General features: G+C 45.5%; 12 protein-coding genes. 9 read left to right on the top strand and 3 right to left on the bottom strand.

Features of this window, described 5'->3' with window-relative positions; genetic code table 11:
- Window positions 1-232: 232 nt before the first annotated feature.
- The 7 genes from AAA943_RS09015 to AAA943_RS08985 all read left to right on the top strand — a co-directional run bounded on the left by AAA943_RS09015 (window position 233) and on the right by AAA943_RS08985 (window position 8,736).
- Complete coding sequence (locus AAA943_RS09015; RefSeq protein ID WP_338223899.1) at window positions 233-1,267, top strand: ABC transporter substrate-binding protein; 1,035 nt, start codon at window positions 233-235, stop codon at window positions 1,265-1,267.
- Between the two features lie 151 nt (window positions 1,268-1,418).
- Entirely contained in the window at window positions 1,419-1,619 is a 201-nt protein-coding gene (locus AAA943_RS09010) for a helix-turn-helix transcriptional regulator (protein WP_338223898.1), read from the top strand.
- Window positions 1,620-1,623: 4 nt separating this feature from the next.
- Entirely contained in the window at window positions 1,624-1,959 is a 336-nt protein-coding gene (locus AAA943_RS09005) for a HipA N-terminal domain-containing protein (protein ID WP_338223897.1), read from the top strand.
- A complete protein-coding gene (locus AAA943_RS09000) occupies window positions 1,952-2,878 on the top strand; it encodes a HipA domain-containing protein (RefSeq protein ID WP_338223896.1) in 927 nt (308 codons plus the stop codon). The genes AAA943_RS09005 and AAA943_RS09000 overlap by 8 nt, the downstream gene beginning before the upstream one ends.
- A gap of 47 nt (window positions 2,879-2,925) precedes the next feature.
- On the top strand, window positions 2,926-3,945 hold the full coding sequence (locus tag AAA943_RS08995; RefSeq protein ID WP_338223895.1) for an iron chelate uptake ABC transporter family permease subunit: 1,020 nt from the start codon (window positions 2,926-2,928) through the stop codon (window positions 3,943-3,945).
- A 145-nt stretch (window positions 3,946-4,090) separates the two neighbouring features.
- Complete coding sequence (locus AAA943_RS08990; RefSeq protein WP_338223894.1) at window positions 4,091-5,068, top strand: ABC transporter ATP-binding protein; 978 nt, start codon at window positions 4,091-4,093, stop codon at window positions 5,066-5,068.
- A 662-nt stretch (window positions 5,069-5,730) separates the two neighbouring features.
- Window positions 5,731-8,736 (top strand): PVC-type heme-binding CxxCH protein, encoded by a 3,006-nt coding sequence (locus AAA943_RS08985; RefSeq protein ID WP_338223893.1) that lies wholly within the window; start codon window positions 5,731-5,733, stop codon window positions 8,734-8,736.
- A 929-nt stretch (window positions 8,737-9,665) separates the two neighbouring features.
- On the opposite strand, the gene tnpA is transcribed toward AAA943_RS08985, so the two are convergent.
- Entirely contained in the window at window positions 9,666-10,127 is a 462-nt protein-coding gene (gene tnpA, locus AAA943_RS08980) for an IS200/IS605 family transposase (protein WP_338223891.1), read from the bottom strand.
- A gap of 334 nt (window positions 10,128-10,461) precedes the next feature.
- Window positions 10,462-11,637 carry an ATP-binding protein gene (locus AAA943_RS08975; protein WP_338223890.1) on the bottom strand — a complete coding sequence of 392 codons (1,176 nt, stop codon included), beginning with the start codon at window positions 11,635-11,637 and terminating at the stop codon, window positions 10,462-10,464.
- 723 nt (window positions 11,638-12,360) lie between these two features.
- Here AAA943_RS08975 and AAA943_RS08970 point away from each other — a divergent pair.
- Together AAA943_RS08970 and AAA943_RS08965 are read left to right on the top strand one after the other, a co-directional pair.
- Window positions 12,361-13,299, top strand: a complete 939-nt coding sequence (locus AAA943_RS08970; protein ID WP_338223889.1) for an alpha/beta hydrolase — start codon at window positions 12,361-12,363, stop codon at window positions 13,297-13,299.
- Between the two features lie 119 nt (window positions 13,300-13,418).
- Window positions 13,419-15,464 (top strand): family 20 glycosylhydrolase, encoded by a 2,046-nt coding sequence (locus tag AAA943_RS08965; RefSeq protein WP_338223888.1) that lies wholly within the window; start codon window positions 13,419-13,421, stop codon window positions 15,462-15,464.
- On the opposite strand, the gene AAA943_RS08960 is transcribed toward AAA943_RS08965, so the two are convergent.
- The gene (locus AAA943_RS08960; RefSeq protein WP_338221801.1) at window positions 15,465-15,938 is read right to left on the bottom strand and encodes an acyl-CoA thioesterase; all 474 of its coding nucleotides are present in this window, start codon (window positions 15,936-15,938) and stop codon (window positions 15,465-15,467) included.
- Window positions 15,939-15,948: the final 10 nt, after the last annotated feature.

Genomic DNA, 15,948 nt, shown 5'->3' with positions numbered 1-15,948 from the left:
AGCGATTTTTATTCGGAAGAAAACCTTCCCGATGTTAAATATTTTGGAAAGCAGGGAAAATGGCGTTTACCTTGGTGGAAAATTTCGCCTATTTCAGGAGATGAATAGCCCCCTTTCAAAATTTACTTCATCTTATCTTCCAGCGCCTTACCTCCTTTTTTTGGGTTTGGTGTTTTTTATTTTTTCCTGCGAAAAGAAATCGGAAACTGCTCTGGAAAAAAATTTAGTTCCCTTGGAGTTTGCCAAAGGGTTTGAACTGTTTCGAGGGGAAAATTTCTGGGAAATCCATGTCACCCAAGGCTACACCGGTGCGGAAAAAACCTTCCGATATTTGGTTTTGGAAGAAGGTACCGAAGTCGAAAAAAGCGGTTTTGATGCGATAGTCCAGCTCCCGATTTCCAAAGTGATTTTGACCTCGACCACGCAGGTTCCTCACCTCGATATGTTGGGGGATACGGATAAATTGATTGGCTTTCCACAGACCGATTTGATCTCATCTGTTGCTGCCCGTGCCAGAATAGATGCAGGAAAAGTTACCGATTTAGGCAGTGGACCTTCGGCCAATCCGGAAATGGTCATCGACCTGCAACCGGACTGGATGATGATTTCGACTTTGGGAGAAGATTTGCGGTACTTGGATCTCTTTGCCCAAGCAGGAATTCCCGCTCTAATCAACGGGGAATACGTGGAGCAAAATCCGCTCGGAAGAGCCGAATGGATCAAGTTTACGGGGATTTTACTTGGGAAATATGAGGAGGCAGTTGCGGAATTTGAAGAAATCAAAGCGGCCTATCAGGACGCTGAAAAGCTAGCCGCTCAAATCACTGCTGACAATCAACCCAAAGTCCTTAGTGGGGTGATGTATCAGGACATTTGGTACGCACCGGGCGCCGAAAGTTGGGGTGCGCAAATCCTCCAAAATGCAGGCGGAGACTATGTATTCTCTGACCAAACAGGCTCAGGCAGCTTGCAACTCAACTATGAATTCGTACTTGATCGGGCCGCAGAAGCGGAAGTTTGGATTGGTTCGGCAGACTTTCCAAATGTCAAAACCATGGGGGCCAATGAATCCAGATACCGAAATTTTCAATCTTGGAAAACAGGACAGGTCTACACCTACACTGCCAAAAAAGGAGCCACCGGAGGCCTGGAATACTTTGAACTCGGCTATGTGCGTCCCGATCTGATTCTCAAAGACCTGATCAAAATCCTCCATCCGGAACTTTTGCCTGAGTATGAGTTATATTTTTATCAGAAGTTGGAGTGAGGGAATAGGTAATGAAGTTTGATTGGGTCAATTCTAGAAAAAATTTAAAATACCCGATCGGGTATATTTAATACCACTTTCATAAGAATTATACCCGATCGAGTATATTTATAAAAATTCACTTAAATTTATACCACAAAGGGTATAAAAAATGACAAATTTCTCCATCTTCTTAAAGGAAAAGCGAAAGTCTGTAGGACTAACTCAAGAGGAACTTGCTGCTAAGGCAGGTGTCGGGTTACGATTTGTCCGTGATCTGGAGCAGGGCAAAGAAACGCTTCGGCTTGACAAGGTGAATCAGGTTTTGATTTTGTTTGGTAAGCAAGTGGGTGTAGTGGACCTTGACTCTTGAACCTATGAGCAGAAAAGCACTTGTTTACTATCAAGACCAACTCGCAGGATACTTAACGGAGACTGACGAAGGCTACACTTTCATTTATGATGGAACCTATTTGCAATCCAAGAATGCAATGCCTGTTAGTTTTACTTTACCCCTTCAAAACCAATCTTTTGAAAGTAAAACACTATTCCCATTTTTTGACGGATTGATCCCGGAGGGATGGCTTCTCAATGTGGGAAAAAACTATTGGAAGCTTAAAGGGAATGATCGATTCGAACTGCTGTTGACCTTATGCAGAGATACAATTGGGGCGGTAAGCATTTTGCCTGCGGAGGAGGTTGCAGATGTCTAATTGTATATTCTGCTACCAAAAAGTAGAGGATCAAAGTCTTTACCATGCCAACTGCTGTAAGAAGTTTTTTGGCACAAAAACCCTTCCGGAGCTTCAGCTGGATAAAACCCTTTTGAATCAGCTGGCCATCCAAACTGTCAATAGGCGAATAGCAGTGACAGGAGTTCAACCCAAATTGTCTGTCAATCTCAGTAAGGAAGTTGGGAAAAACAGATTGACGCTAGTCGGTCTCTGGGGGCAATATATCCTGAAACCACAGCATGAGGAGTTTCCTTACATGCCGGAAACCGAAGATCTGACCACGCATCTAGCTGGCTTATTCAAAATCAGAACCAGTGAGCATGCACTTATTCCTACATCAGAAGGTAAGCTTGCTTACATCACCAAGCGGTTTGATCGGGAAAAGGGGAAGAAGATTCACGTAGAAGACTTATGCCAGATTTCAGGATTTCTGACCGAACAGAAATACAAAAGTTCCTATGAAAAAGCAGGAAAACTGATTTCTACCTATTGCACAAACAAAGGGCTGGACACACTGAATTTCTTTGAACTAGTGCTCTTCTGCTACCTCACAGGCAATAATGATATGCATTTAAAAAATTTCACGCTGATCCATCATCCTGATCGGACTGTTTCGCTGTCACCTGCCTATGATCTACTTAATATCAATCTGATTTTCCCTGCGGACGCTGAGGAACTTGCGCTTACCTTGAATGGGAAAAAAAGAAGAATTACCAAGAAGGACTTTGATAAGTTTGCTGCGAGTTTGAATTTGCCTGAAAAAGCGGTTTCCAACAGCTATTCTAAATTTATCAATGCCACTGAGAAAGTAGAAAAGGTAATCCTGTCATCTTTCCTCCCTGAGGAAATGAAAATGAGGTATTTGGAAATCTGGAAAAGCAAAATCAGCCAATTCTAAATCCTACAATGTGGTCTTTATCCCCAAAAACCACTAAAAATCAATAAATGAAATCAAAAACCTATCTCTTCCCGATTTCCATCCTTCTCCTTGGACTGAGTTTGCTGCTCAATCTGAGCTTGGGTTCGGTATGGATTCCCTTTGGAGAGATTGTTGGCGGATTGGTTTCAGGCGACTGGACCAAAACTTCCTGGGAGCAAATCATCCTCAACTACCGCCTTCCCAAAGCCTTGGTGGCCATTTTTGCCGGAATCGGATTGAGCTTAAGTGGCTTGCAGATGCAGACCTTTTTCCGAAATCCCCTTGCTGGACCCTTTGTCTTGGGAATCAGTTCCGGGGCTGGATTGGGGGTGGCTATATTGATATTGGCAGGTTCAGCATTGGGATTTGCCTTGAGTGGAATCAACTCATGGGCCATTGCCACCGCAGGGATTTTGGGGGCGGGTTTGGTCCTTTCTGGAGTGAGCTTGGTGGCTTGGCGGGTTAGGGACAGCATGACCTTGCTGATCGTCGGACTGATGTTTGGGAGTGCGGTTTCGGCAGTGGTTTCGGTTTTGTCCTTTTTCTCAGGAGCTGAAGCATTGAAACTTTACACGGTGTGGTCGATGGGGAGCTTGGGAGCATTAGGTTGGACTCAGGTTTCGATTTTGGGAATCCTGATTGCTTTGGGCAGCCTGCCGGTTTTTCTTTCCATCAAATCCTATAATGCTCTTTTGCTTGGAGAAAATTATGCCCGAAGTATGGGCATCCGCACCCAGCAAATGCGCTGGGTGATGATCCTGAGCACGGGGATTTTGGCAGGTGGAATTACGGCTTTTTGCGGACCGATTGCTTTTTTGGGCATTGCCGTTCCACACTTGGCGAGGATGGTTTGGAAGAGTTCGGATCATCGAATTTTGTTTCCGGGTTCGGCTTTGATCGGCGCGATTTTGCTTTTGCTTTGTGATGCAGTGGGGCAATTACCCGGTTTGGCGAGTACCTTGCCAATCAATGCCGTCACTTCTTTGGTTGGGGCGCCGATCGTGATTACGTTGATTTTGAGAAAAAACTTCAGTAAAGATTTTTAAGGTTATGAAGAGACTGATCGCTGCTTGCAACCAAAATTTGAAAAAAATCCCCCTAACCCCCTTTCAAAAAGGGGGGGGTGCCGAATGGAAGCGTCAACACCCTCCCTTAATTCTTTCCAAGAATTTCATAAAAGGACTATAAGTCATGGAAAGGATTCAAAAACATATCGCCTTGTCAGGCAAGGAATTAGCCCTTGGTTATTTTCACCAAAAAGTCAAAAAAGAGATTCTATCCGACTTGGATTTTGCCCTTTTATCGGGTGAACTCACCTGCTTACTTGGACCCAATGGAGTGGGAAAATCTACGCTGATCAAAGCCATTTTAGGACAGATACAGCCTTGGAAAGGGAGCATCCAGCTTGACAACCAATCGATTTCCAACTTCTCTCTGGAAGAGCTTGCCAAGCGGATTGCCGTGGTGCTGACCGACCCGGTTTTCCCCGGAAATATGACCGTGGGGCAACTCGTGGCATTGGGCAGAACACCTCATACGGGTTGGTCGGGAAAACTGAATTCAGATGACCGGGAAATCGTCGAAAAAGCCCTCTCAGACACCAATATCTCCTACCTCCGCGAAGAGCGACTCAGCGAAATCAGTGACGGGCAGCGTCAAAAAGCGATGATTGCCCGGGCCTTGGCGCAGGATGGTCAGGTGATGATTTTGGACGAACCCACCGCTCATTTGGACTTGATCAATCGCTTTGAGACAATGAATCTGTTGCGAGACATCGCCCATGGCCAGCATAAAGCAATTTTGGTGGTGACTCATGATCTGGACATTGCCATCGAGACCGCAGATCGATTTTGGTTGCTTAACTGCGGCACGCCACTGATCCACGGTAAGCCGGAGGATTTGATTCTCTCAGGTAAAATCAACCAATTGCTTCCAAGTGACAAGTACCGATTTAGCCTAAGTCGTGGAAAGATGGAGGTTGAAAATCAAAAGTTGGGATTTGATATTGAAGGACCACTGGAATTGGTTTTTTGGGTGGAAAAGGCACTGGTCAAAGCGGGGATTCAGGGCTTGGATTCAGGGGTTTCTGTTTCCAAGGAACCATTTTTGATTCGCTACAAAGACCAGGATTTTAGCACTTTGGAAGAGCTAGTGATTTTTTTGAAATAGTAAGAAACTGAGAGAATTAAGGAGGGCCCAAACTCAATCCATACCTAGCTAAATCATAGATGCTCTATGGCATTTCTGACAGTAGCATTTTTCCACCGGTTTGAGACAGAGTACAGTGCTGTATTCTGAGTTTAAATTAATTCAGATAAATTGTCAGATCTAGTAATTCTCCGTGTTACTCTGTGAGACTCCGTGTTCCATAATTTACTGATTTATTAAAAACATTGAGAAATTGAGAGAAGTAAGGAAGTTCTTAACTGAATCGAGGCTAAGCCAAAATCAGGAAAATATACCCAATTTTCATTCATAACAGATCGCGCCTTCAGCGCTCTTGGGAAGCCTTTCATCTATTACCCAGAATTGAATTCTGGGTTTTTACAGGATGCGCCTTCAGCGCCTCTTCAATCAACAGTCTTAGAATCAGTCAAAAGTCACTCGTTCACCTAAAAAGCTTCAGTTTTTTTTGCTTTTCAGAAATAATTGAACTCAAAGCAAACCCGGAAGAACAGTAAATCCTCTCCTAGCGACCTCCTTTTTATCCTCTGTGACCTTAGGGGTTAAAATCCTCAACAGTTAAATTTCCTTTGATCTCAAACGAATTCCTTCTATTTTGTAGATCCATTGATTTTCAGAAGAAATCAAGCCAATAATCCCAAATACCGATGAAAAAACCTATTCTAGCCTTGATCGCACTGGGCATTCTCACTTTTTCCTGCGATACCACCAAACCTCCACTCAGCCAAGAACAATACGATGCCCTCACCGATGAGCAAAAACGCTCCGTTGAATTTGCACTGGACGGAATCGAGGTGCTGGACGACCGATTGCAATTGACACTTTTCGCCTCCGAACCCATGATGACCAACCCGACCAATATGGACATCGATGACCGGGGTCGGGTGTGGATCACCGAGGCATATAACTACCGAAATCACCTCAACCCCAAAAATCCGGTCAATTCCGAAGGAGACCGTATCCTGATCCTCGAAGATACCGACGGAGATGGTCAGGCGGACAAATCCACGGTCTTCTACCAGGGAACCGACATCAATGCTGCTTTGGGAATTGCGGTTTTTGGCAACAAGATCTTTGTCTCCGTCAGCCCGAATGTCTTTGTCTTTACGGATGAAAACGGGGACGATGTGCCCGATAAAAAAGAAGTCCTTTTCACCGGAGTGGGCGGCGTACAGCACGATCACGGCATGCATGCCTTCACGTTTGGGCCGGATGGCAAACTTTATTTCAACTACGGCAACGAGGGAAAAGGCCTGCATCATGCCGATGGAACCCCGATTTTGGATCCATTGGGTCGCCCCGTCACCTCCGAAACGGCTCCCTATCAGGAAGGCATGGTCTTCCGCTGCGATCCGGACGGCAGTAATCCGGAGGTCCTGGCCTGGAACTTCCGAAATAATTACGAACTCGCCGTGGACAGCTATGGTCGCATGTGGCAGAGTGATAACGACGACGACGGCAACCGCTCCACGCGGATCAACTTCGTGATGGACTACGGCAACTACGGCTTCAAAGACGAAATGACCAAAGCCGACTGGAGAACCCGACGGGTGAATATGGAAGACTCCGTTTGGCGTCAGCACTGGCACCTCAACGATCCAGGTGTAGTGCCTAATTTGGTGCAGAATTATGCGGGTTCACCCACCGGCATCCTCGTCTACGAAGGCAAACTCCTCCCCGCTGAATACCAAAATCAGGTCATCCACGCCGATGCCGGTCCCAATGTGATCCGCATGTATCCCGTACAGGCTTCCGGAGCGGGTTTTACGGGTGAAGTCAAGCCGATTTTGGATGGCAACAAGCGTGACAACTGGTTTCGTCCATCCGATGTGACTGTGGCTCCTGATGGCTCGATCTTCATTTCCGATTGGTACGATCCGGGCGTAGGCGGCCATGCTGTGGGGGATTTGGAAAAAGGCCGGGTCTATCGCCTCGCTCCGAAAAAGTCCAAATACAAAGTGGAAGCACCGGATTATTCTTCTGTCGAATCCCTGATCGACCTCCTGCAAAACCCCAATCGGGCGATCCATTTCAAAGCTTTTATGGCTTTGAAGGAAAAAGGTGCTGAGGCCAAAGATGCCTTGGAAAAGGGCTATGCCTCCGAGGAATCCCGCATGAAAGCCCGCGCTTTTTGGTTGCTGAGCAAGCTCCCCAATGGAGAAGAATACATCCGCAAAGCCGCTGCAGATGCCGATGAAAATATCCGGGTGGCGGCAGTTCGGGCCTCCCGAATGAACAAGCTAAACGATCCCTCCTTCTTGCCTCTACTCGCTGCCGATCCTTCCGATCAGGTGCGTCGGGAAGTGGCGGTAGCCATCCGATACCAAGATGCTCCTGAGGTGTGGCTGAAACTGGCCGAAGGCTATCGAAGTGGAGATCGCTGGTATTTGGAGGCCTTGGGCATCGCGGCGGAATACCATTGGGACAGCTATTTGCCGGCCTACCTAGCCAAACTGGGTCAAGGCTGGAGCAATTCACCTGAGGCCAAAGACCTGATTTGGAGGTCGAGGTCAACGGGTACTCCGGCACTCTTGGAGGAATTGATCCTAGCGGAAAACAGTCCAGCGGATCATCGCTACTACCGGGCTTTGGATTTCCAAACCGCCGATCTGAAAAACCAAACCCTCAAAAACCTCTTGGCCAAGGGCCAAAACGAAGATCAGGTTATCATCCTGAGACAGGTAGCTTTTGATTCCAAAAAACCGGATTCCCAACTCCTCAACCTGGCCAAAGCCAAGGCAGGAGAAATTGCCGATGATCGGGATTTTCTCGAGATCGTCCGCAAATACCAGCTGAAAGACCAGAAAGAACGTCTGCTAGGCTTGGTGTATCAGGAGGAAAACCGGGGCTTGGCCAATCAGTCTGCCGGACTTTTCGCGTCTCTGTACGGCATGGGTGAGATCGAGCAGGCCATGAAGAATCCCGATGAAACCAAAGCCATCGTCGCCATTCGCAAATTTGGTTCAGTGGATACTCCGGACATGGCTAACCTGCTGGCTAAATTCTGGAAAAACGACCAAGCCTCCACCGCCATCCGAACCGCAGCCATGGAAGAAGCCAAAGGCTATCAGTCCGAGGCAGTACTTTGGGAACTAGCCAAGGAAGACCAGATTCCTGCTGACCTGCTCCCTATCGCCCAAAAGATCCTGATGAGCAGCTGGAACGGAAATATCCGTGTGCTGGCTCTGGAAAAATACGGGGACAGCATCGCGCAAGGCTATGACTTGGTGAAAATGCTTTCTGCTAAAGGGGAAGTGGAAAAAGGAAAAACCTTGGCTTCCACCTACTGCGTGGCCTGTCATAAGATAGGCAATGAAGGCGTGGACTTCGGCCCTGCCCTTACTCAAATCGGAGGCAAACTCAGCCGGGAAGGACTGATCAATGCGATTATCAATCCATCCGAAGGCATGGGCTTCGGCTACGAAACCCAACTGGTGAAATTCAAAGACGGCAAGGAAATCCGCTGTATCGTCAACTCCAAGACCGAAAACGACCTGATCGTAAAGCTCGTCGGTAGCGGCGAACAAACCATCTACAAGCTTGCCGACATCGCCTCCATTACCCAACTTTCCGAATCCCTGATGCCCGCCTTCCCGCTAAGCGAACAGGAATTGGTGGATTTGGTGAGTTATTTGGAGGGGTTGAGGAAATAGGGATCCGGGAATTGAGAGGATATATCATTGACAAATTGAGAATGAAAGCCAATTGCAATTTGACGGGGATAATGGGGAGGAATTGCAAATTCCACCCAGCGTCCAAACAGAGGCTTTTACAACACCCAGCGGGGATATTTCATAAAGTTTTACAAAATGGATGTTTACACAATCTTATTAATAGTAACAGTCGCTTATGTTTGGATTCCAACGCTAATAACTAGATGGTATATATATTTAAGAAATACGAAGACATTTTACATCAACTTAGTATTTGCTTCGGTATTACTTTTTATCTGTCATTTATCTTACAGCCCAAATTTAGAGTTCCAAAAAAAAGGGAGTATTCTCTTACTTATGGCGCCATTTTTATTCTTAGTTCTATTCAAACTTTTAGATCTTTTGTCTTTATTGTTATTCAAAAGGCATGTTATTATGACAAACCGGTTTACAATAGAGCCAAATGAAAAATGGAATATTTTTGATATAATAAGTTTCCTTATCATTATTTTAATTCCATTTATGCTCCCCTTGTGGTTAAGAGAATTACAAATATTGTAATCTCCGCTGAGCTGAGTTTAACGCTGGCCTGAGTGTAGTTTGCAAAACCCCTTCATATCCAAACGATACCGTACATCTGTAGCGATGGAATTCGCAGGAAATTCAAATCTTGATTTTGCGGTTTCCTGACTTCGTTTTCGGAAAAATATCGGTCATGCCTAAAGTCATGCCTAAAGGCATTTTGGAAAATCGGTGTCAATCCATTTTTCCAGCCATTAAAATGACTGGCTAAGCAATCGTTCATGCCTAACGGCATTTCCCCTTCAAAGTCCCATAGGGACGGCCCCTCACTTTGCCAGAGGTTTTAACCTCTGGATTTGAAAGTTACCGCCAAATTTGGCCAAAGCCCCATAGGGGCGGGCGATGTATTATTCCAACTCCTTAAAAAGATATTCTGGCAAAAATTCAATTTTATGAGCCTTTAGCATTTTCAGATATTCCTCTCTGAAGGTCATTTTCTGATGATGGATTTCCTGATTTTTCACATAGTCAAAAACTTTGGCAATCTCCCTTTCACTATAGGTAAAAGAACCAAATGCCGATTGCCATTCAAACCTATTCCCGAGAAGGCCGGATTCGTTTAACCACTTGGAAGATTTGGATTTGGCATTTTTCATAATCTCGGAGACTGATTGCTTAGGAAAAAACTGAAACAAACAATGAACATGATCGACATGTCCGTTGACAATGAGAGTCTTAGCTTCAGTCTCGTTGATTAGGTTTCCAATTACAGCATATAATTCGCTTTTGAATGAATCCTGAATGACCGCTTTTCTGTATTTCACCGCAAAGACGGCCTGGCAATACATCTTTGAATACGTATTCGGCATGGTAAATTGGATTTTGGATCTAAACTAATTTAAAAAAAATCGGCCATGCCTAAAGGCATTTTCGGTAATCCTTAGCCATTTTTTCCAGCCATTAAAATGGCTGGCTAAATAATCTATCATGCCTACGGCATTATTGTCCAATGTAAGGTAATTCTATATCAGTTCCATCGGGACGATACATCCAATAGCCAGAGGTTTCAACCCCCAGCTTCCCATAGCTTATTTAAACCTGGCCGGAGCGGATTTTGCCCCCCAGCACCCAATTGAACTTCAAGGGCAAAAAGAAGAAACCTATCCGAGCGTAGGGAGTTTTGGGCGAAAGAACAAGCCATTCTTAGCCAGGTTCATTTCCTACTCTAAACCTACTCCAGGAAACCACATCCGCCATGGTTCTCGATTGAACTTGGGCCCCTCCATAGACGAGAATCTTTTGGGTTATCTTTTCATCAGAAATCGCTTCATACTTCACCAATCCTTCCAGAAGATTTGATAGGATGGTTTGGGTTGCTTTGATTTCGACGATCGTTTTTTCCAGACCCTGATCAATAATCAAATCTACCTCGTTGCCGGAAGAGTCCCTCCAAAACCAGATATCCGACAGATCGCTTCGGTGGTGCATCTGCTTGACATAGTCAGCGATGACCATGTTTTCGAATATCGCTCCTTTCAGAGGATCGGCTGTGAGCTGTTCAGGATGTTGGATTTTTAGCAAATGCGCCAACAATCCCGTATCGTAGAAGTACAGTTTGGGAGTCTTGATGATTCTCTTGTTGAAGTTTTTATGATAGGGATACAGCTGGAATGTGATGTAGCTATGTTCCAAGGCAGACAGCCAGGCCTTTGCCGTGGGCTGACTAATTCCGGCTTTGTTGGCAAGGGCATTGAGATTAAGCAGTTGTCCAGCCCTCCCGGCACATAAGGCTAGAAAATTTTGAAAAAGCCGCATATCCCTCACAGCGATCAGTTCGCTCACATCTCTGTTGATATAGGTTTGGATATAATTGCTATAAAAGGTCTTCGGGGGAATATCCTTGTCATAAATGGCAGGATAAAAGCCTTTGACCATTTGGCTTAGGTAGTCTTCTGCCAATAGTCCCGCCTGTTGCAGTTCTTGGGTATCCAAAGGGAAAAGTTTGAAGATAGCAACCCTTCCAGCCAGACTTTGGGTGATACGCTCCATGAGGTGGAAATTTTGCGAACCAGAAAGTACATAGATGCCTGTTTCGGGACTTTTCTCATCCACCTTGCTTTGCAAATAGGAAAAAAGTGCGGGGACTCTTTGCACTTCGTCAAAGATCACCTGATGGTCATATTCATTTAGGAATCCATTGGGATCCGTTTCGGCGAAGTTTCTAGCATCTGGATTTTCGAGACTAACGTATCGGTATCCCTTAAAGAGGCTCTTGAGCAGGGTGGTTTTTCCTGACTGCCTTGGTCCGGTCAGAGCGATGATCGGATACTTTGGGATCATTGCTTCAATAGATGCTACTATATGTCTGTAAATCAGCATATTTTTTTCTCAAATGTAATTTCAATTTTGAAATAACACAAAACGAATTTTGAATTAACATAGACTAAATTTTGAAATGGCAAGACCAAAACTTTGAAATTGCAGAACCAAAACTAGAAATAGTTAGACTTCGCTCACCCTACATGGTTGGCTAAAGCCCCGGTCAAGCCAACGGAATTTTCTCCTAAATCGGTGAGCGGGAAAAAGGCGATCGAGGACTAAGCCCTGACAACTTCAAAGAAGCGACTGCCACTTTCCATTTTTCCCTCAAATCTATTTCCCTTAACCTCCCACCTGGGTGTAGTTTGACGTTGGACTGAGCGTAGTTTGCAACAACGCTCGACTATCAGTAGTTTTTCAGGCACCAAGGGACAGGTTCACAAAACCCCACTTAGACAAGTAATATTTTAATAAGTGGGGATTTTTAAGTACACCTAAAACTCTAATCGATTCTTTTCTATTTTTGAGCTGAAATTCACTTTCACCAAAAAAATTTTGAATTTGACTTTTTCTGACTTGGTTTTAGGGATTATACCGACTAGGCCTAAAGGCATTATTTACTCTTTCAAATTCCCGAAAAATATTTCGCTTTCTCCAAAAAGCATTTTCTCCTCTTGCTTTTTTGAAAAACCACCCAAATCAATTTCCCAAAATCAAAAACACCCTGACTTTTCCCCACAAAACCAATATCTTACTCCTTTCAAACCCAAAAAACCTAAACCTATGAACAAACTGATCAAATCAGGCTTTGTAGCCTTAACTCTGGTAGTTTCCAGTCAAGTTTTTGCCCAAGACGGCACCATCTACCCACTGGAAAATCCCGCCGAACCCAATGCCATCTTACTCGGCACCGGCGGTGTGGACAATCAACCTGCACCCGAAACCTGGTTCCGTCAATGGGGTGATCCTATGGCACGGAATATCTCTACGGCGACTTTGACTCCTTTTCTTCCCGAACCCGGAAAAGCAAACGGTGCCGCAGTGATCGTAGCTCCGGGAGGCGGATTCAGCTGGCTGTCCATGGGCAATGAAGGCTGGGAAGTGGCCGAGGCTCTAGCAAAGCAAGGAATCGCTGCTTTTGTGCTCAAATACCGACTCAACCCTACCCCTCCTTCGCTCGAGGACTTTTCTGCTTGGATGAACAGACCCCGACCTGCCGCTCCCGCTCCACCTGCTTCCGGAGGCTCAGGATCGGCTACTCCAGCACCCCGACCTCCACAGCGCGACCTCTCCAATCAATTGGAAGATGCCGAAGCCGCCTACGCCATGATCGTAAATCGAGCCCAAGAATGGGGAGTGGATATCAACCGAATCGGAATGATCGGCTTCTCTGCCGGCGCGGGACTGACTATGCACTCCACGTTGAATTCCAAAACCATGAAACTGGCCTTTATAGGCCCTATCTACGGAGGTATGGGTCCGGTGGACGTACCAGCCGATGCACCTCCGATGTTTAATGTGATAGCCACGGATGATTTCCTCTACAATGGTCAATCCGGCATCATCGAATCCTGGTACAAAGCAGGCAAACCGGTCGAGTTTCATCTCTACCAAAACGGCGGTCATGGCTTCGGACTCGGCAACCCGAACCGCACCAGCAATCGCTGGTTTGATGCCTTTATCCATTGGTTGGATGTGAATCAATTTTTGGTCAAGAAATAGCTCAAATCTGGCTTTTTCAATTGAAATGATTCTGGTCTGAGCTAACCATTTTCAATTCCAAAAAAAGAAAACACCAACTTGATTTGCATTCCTCATTTGGAAAAGGAAATCTCAAAACCATGAAAAAACTGCCCATCTATTTTCTGATCGGTCTACTTGGAATAATCCTGAATGCCTGTAGCTCACCGGAAAAAAAACCAGCTCAATTTGAACTCCTTCCAAGTCCAAAGGAAATCACCATCTCAGGACAGTCTACCTTGGACTTGGTAGAAGTCAAAGCATCTTTTGATCAGGCAAAAACAGCAATGATTGAGCAGGATGATTTGGAAGGGATAGAAATGATTTCGTTCAAATACACCTTGGATTCCGGCCTGAAGGAAGAAGGGTATCTGCTTGAAATCACAGCTAAGGAAATCTTGATTGAGGCACCCAGTGATGCAGGACTTTGGTATGGCCTTATGACTCTAGGACAACTAATCGAGGATGCCCGAGATCAGAATGCGGATTTGCCTTTGGTGAAAATCAAAGACGAACCCGCTTTAGATTACCGTGCCGTTCATCTGGATGTAAAGCACCATTTGGAGAAAAAGGAATACTATTTCGAATTGATGGATCGATTGGCTGCGCAAAAAATCAATGCAGTCATCGTGGAGATCGAGGACAAACTCAAGTATGAACTGCAACCCAAAGTGGGTTCTTCGGATGCCTTTACGATTGCGGAGTGGAAAGAACTGAGCGATTATGCCTTAGCCAGACATATCCGCATCAGCCCTTTGGTTCAAGGCTTGGGTCATGCATCCTTTATCCTCAAACATCCTGAATTCATCCCACTTCGTGATGATCCGGAGAGTGATTGGGCTTTCAATCCGCTGAATGAAGAGACTTACCGGGTCCAGTTTGACCTGTACGAAGACGCTTTGAAAGCTTTTCCTCATGCCAATTACCTGCATGTGGGCGGAGATGAGGTACATACCACGGGGAGAAATTCAGGAAAATCCCCGCTGGAACTCCAACTCATCTGGCTAAACCGGGTAAGCGAATACGCTTCGAATAAAGGATTAACTCCCATTTTCTGGGACGATATGCCTTTGAAAAACGCGGAAGTCTACCGCTCCATTTATGACCGAAAGTTGACCCAAGCCCAAGTGGATAGTATCTGGTCAGCCAATGAATCCAAGCTCAACAGGTACATTGATTTATTTCCGAAAAACTGCATCTACATGCGCTGGAACTACGATATGCCGGAGTCTCCAGGGAATAATCAGGCAATTCAATGGTTTACCGACAATGGACTAAAAGTAATGGGTGCAACTGCTGGACAAACCCGCTGGAACCTGATGCCACAGGATCAAAGTAACACGGACAACATCCGTGATTTTGCGCTGATTTCCATCCGAAACAAAGCAGATGGCCTTCTCCTTACCCTTTGGGATGATGATTCACCTCATTTCGAATTGTATCAAAGAGGCATAGCCATCTTTGCAGAATACACTTGGGCGGGTGAAAAAAGAAGTTCGGACCAATTACACCAAGCCTATCGTCAGCGGACTTTCGGACCTGCTTTGGCCTCTGCAGATTTTGAGTTTATCAACGCCTTGGAAGGCCCTGTGGCCGAATGGAAAAATATGCTTTTGGATAAGGGCCGAGACAGAAATCGCCTTAGAAAACTGGAAAATCCTATTCAGGAGGCTGTGATTTCTTTCCCTGATTTGGATTCGGCAGGAAAATGGTCTGAAAACTACCAAAGCAAAATTCAATTGGCCCAAACCAATCTGGCAAAAGTAGATACTATTCTAAAGCAAATCAGTCAAGCCAAAAAGTCGGCAGTAAGAAACACCTATCCACTGGAAGTCTATGAGCAGGTAGCTCAGGTGGTTCAATTTTCCAATCGTGCTATCCTGACTTTGGCGGAATTGGATGAACCCAGTGGAGAAAAGCGGGATATAGCCCTTTCCAAATTAAAGGAAATGGAAGCAGAGTGGGCTACCCTGCTAGCCAATGTAGAGGAAGTCTATGGCAAAACCCGCCAACTCAACAAACCTAAAGACTATATCTTAGATCAGGATCACCATGTGCATTTGGCCAATCAGGCACTCAACTTCAGGGATTGGCAGTTTTATGTGGAGGGCTTGTTTTTGGAGAAGGTAAAACGGGAATTGAGATAATCATTCATTAAAAAACGGTCGCATCTCCTCGTGAATTTCCTCCCGGAGTGTTTTGAGTTTGAGGGCGTATTCTTCCAGTTTTTTTTCCTGATCGGTTTTTGGGACCCATGGCTTGACCTTTTTTGGATTTCCGTTTTCATCAACCGAGACAAAAATGATGATGCAGTGCGTCTTTTTTTCGAATTTCTTCTGCTCAAAACTTCTGGAATAGACCTCCACCATGATGTGAATACTGGAGCTGCCGGTGTAGATGACCTGTGAATCGATCTTTATGACCTCCCCGATTCCGATGGGCTTGTAAAAACGGATTCCTCCTACGTAGACCGTGACGCAGTAGCTCTCGGCCCAGTTTCTGGCACAGGTATAGGCCGCCTGATCGATCCATTTCATCACGGTGCCTCCATGGACTTTTCCCCCAAAGTTTACATCTCCGGGTTCGCTGATAAACTGAAAGGTGGTTTTGTTGGAGGCCATAGGATCAAAT

The sequence above is a fragment of the Algoriphagus confluentis genome, assembly GCF_036245625.1.
Classification (GTDB): Bacteria; Bacteroidota; Bacteroidia; order Cytophagales; family Cyclobacteriaceae; genus Algoriphagus; species Algoriphagus confluentis.
Note: the sequence above shows the minus strand (reverse complement) of the source record. Positions and strands in the feature narration are given on the sequence as shown.

Excerpts from the sequence above, each read along its gene's own strand:
- AAA943_RS09010 (WP_338223898.1), top strand. The coding sequence starts at position 1,419 with ATGACAAATTTCTCCATCTTCTTAAAGGAAAAGCGAAAGTCTGTAGGA.
- AAA943_RS09005 (WP_338223897.1), top strand. The coding sequence starts at position 1,624 with ATGAGCAGAAAAGCACTTGTTTACTATCAAGACCAACTCGCAGGATAC.
- AAA943_RS09000 (WP_338223896.1), top strand. The coding sequence starts at position 1,952 with ATGTCTAATTGTATATTCTGCTACCAAAAAGTAGAGGATCAAAGTCTT.
- AAA943_RS08995 (WP_338223895.1), top strand. The coding sequence starts at position 2,926 with ATGAAATCAAAAACCTATCTCTTCCCGATTTCCATCCTTCTCCTTGGA.
- AAA943_RS08990 (WP_338223894.1), top strand. The coding sequence starts at position 4,091 with ATGGAAAGGATTCAAAAACATATCGCCTTGTCAGGCAAGGAATTAGCC.
- AAA943_RS08985 (WP_338223893.1), top strand. The coding sequence starts at position 5,731 with ATGAAAAAACCTATTCTAGCCTTGATCGCACTGGGCATTCTCACTTTT.
- tnpA (WP_338223891.1), bottom strand. The coding sequence starts at position 10,127 with ATGCCGAATACGTATTCAAAGATGTATTGCCAGGCCGTCTTTGCGGTG.
- AAA943_RS08975 (WP_338223890.1), bottom strand. The coding sequence starts at position 11,637 with ATGCTGATTTACAGACATATAGTAGCATCTATTGAAGCAATGATCCCA.
- AAA943_RS08970 (WP_338223889.1), top strand. The coding sequence starts at position 12,361 with ATGAACAAACTGATCAAATCAGGCTTTGTAGCCTTAACTCTGGTAGTT.
- AAA943_RS08965 (WP_338223888.1), top strand. The coding sequence starts at position 13,419 with ATGAAAAAACTGCCCATCTATTTTCTGATCGGTCTACTTGGAATAATC.
- AAA943_RS08960 (WP_338221801.1), bottom strand. The coding sequence starts at position 15,938 with ATGGCCTCCAACAAAACCACCTTTCAGTTTATCAGCGAACCCGGAGAT.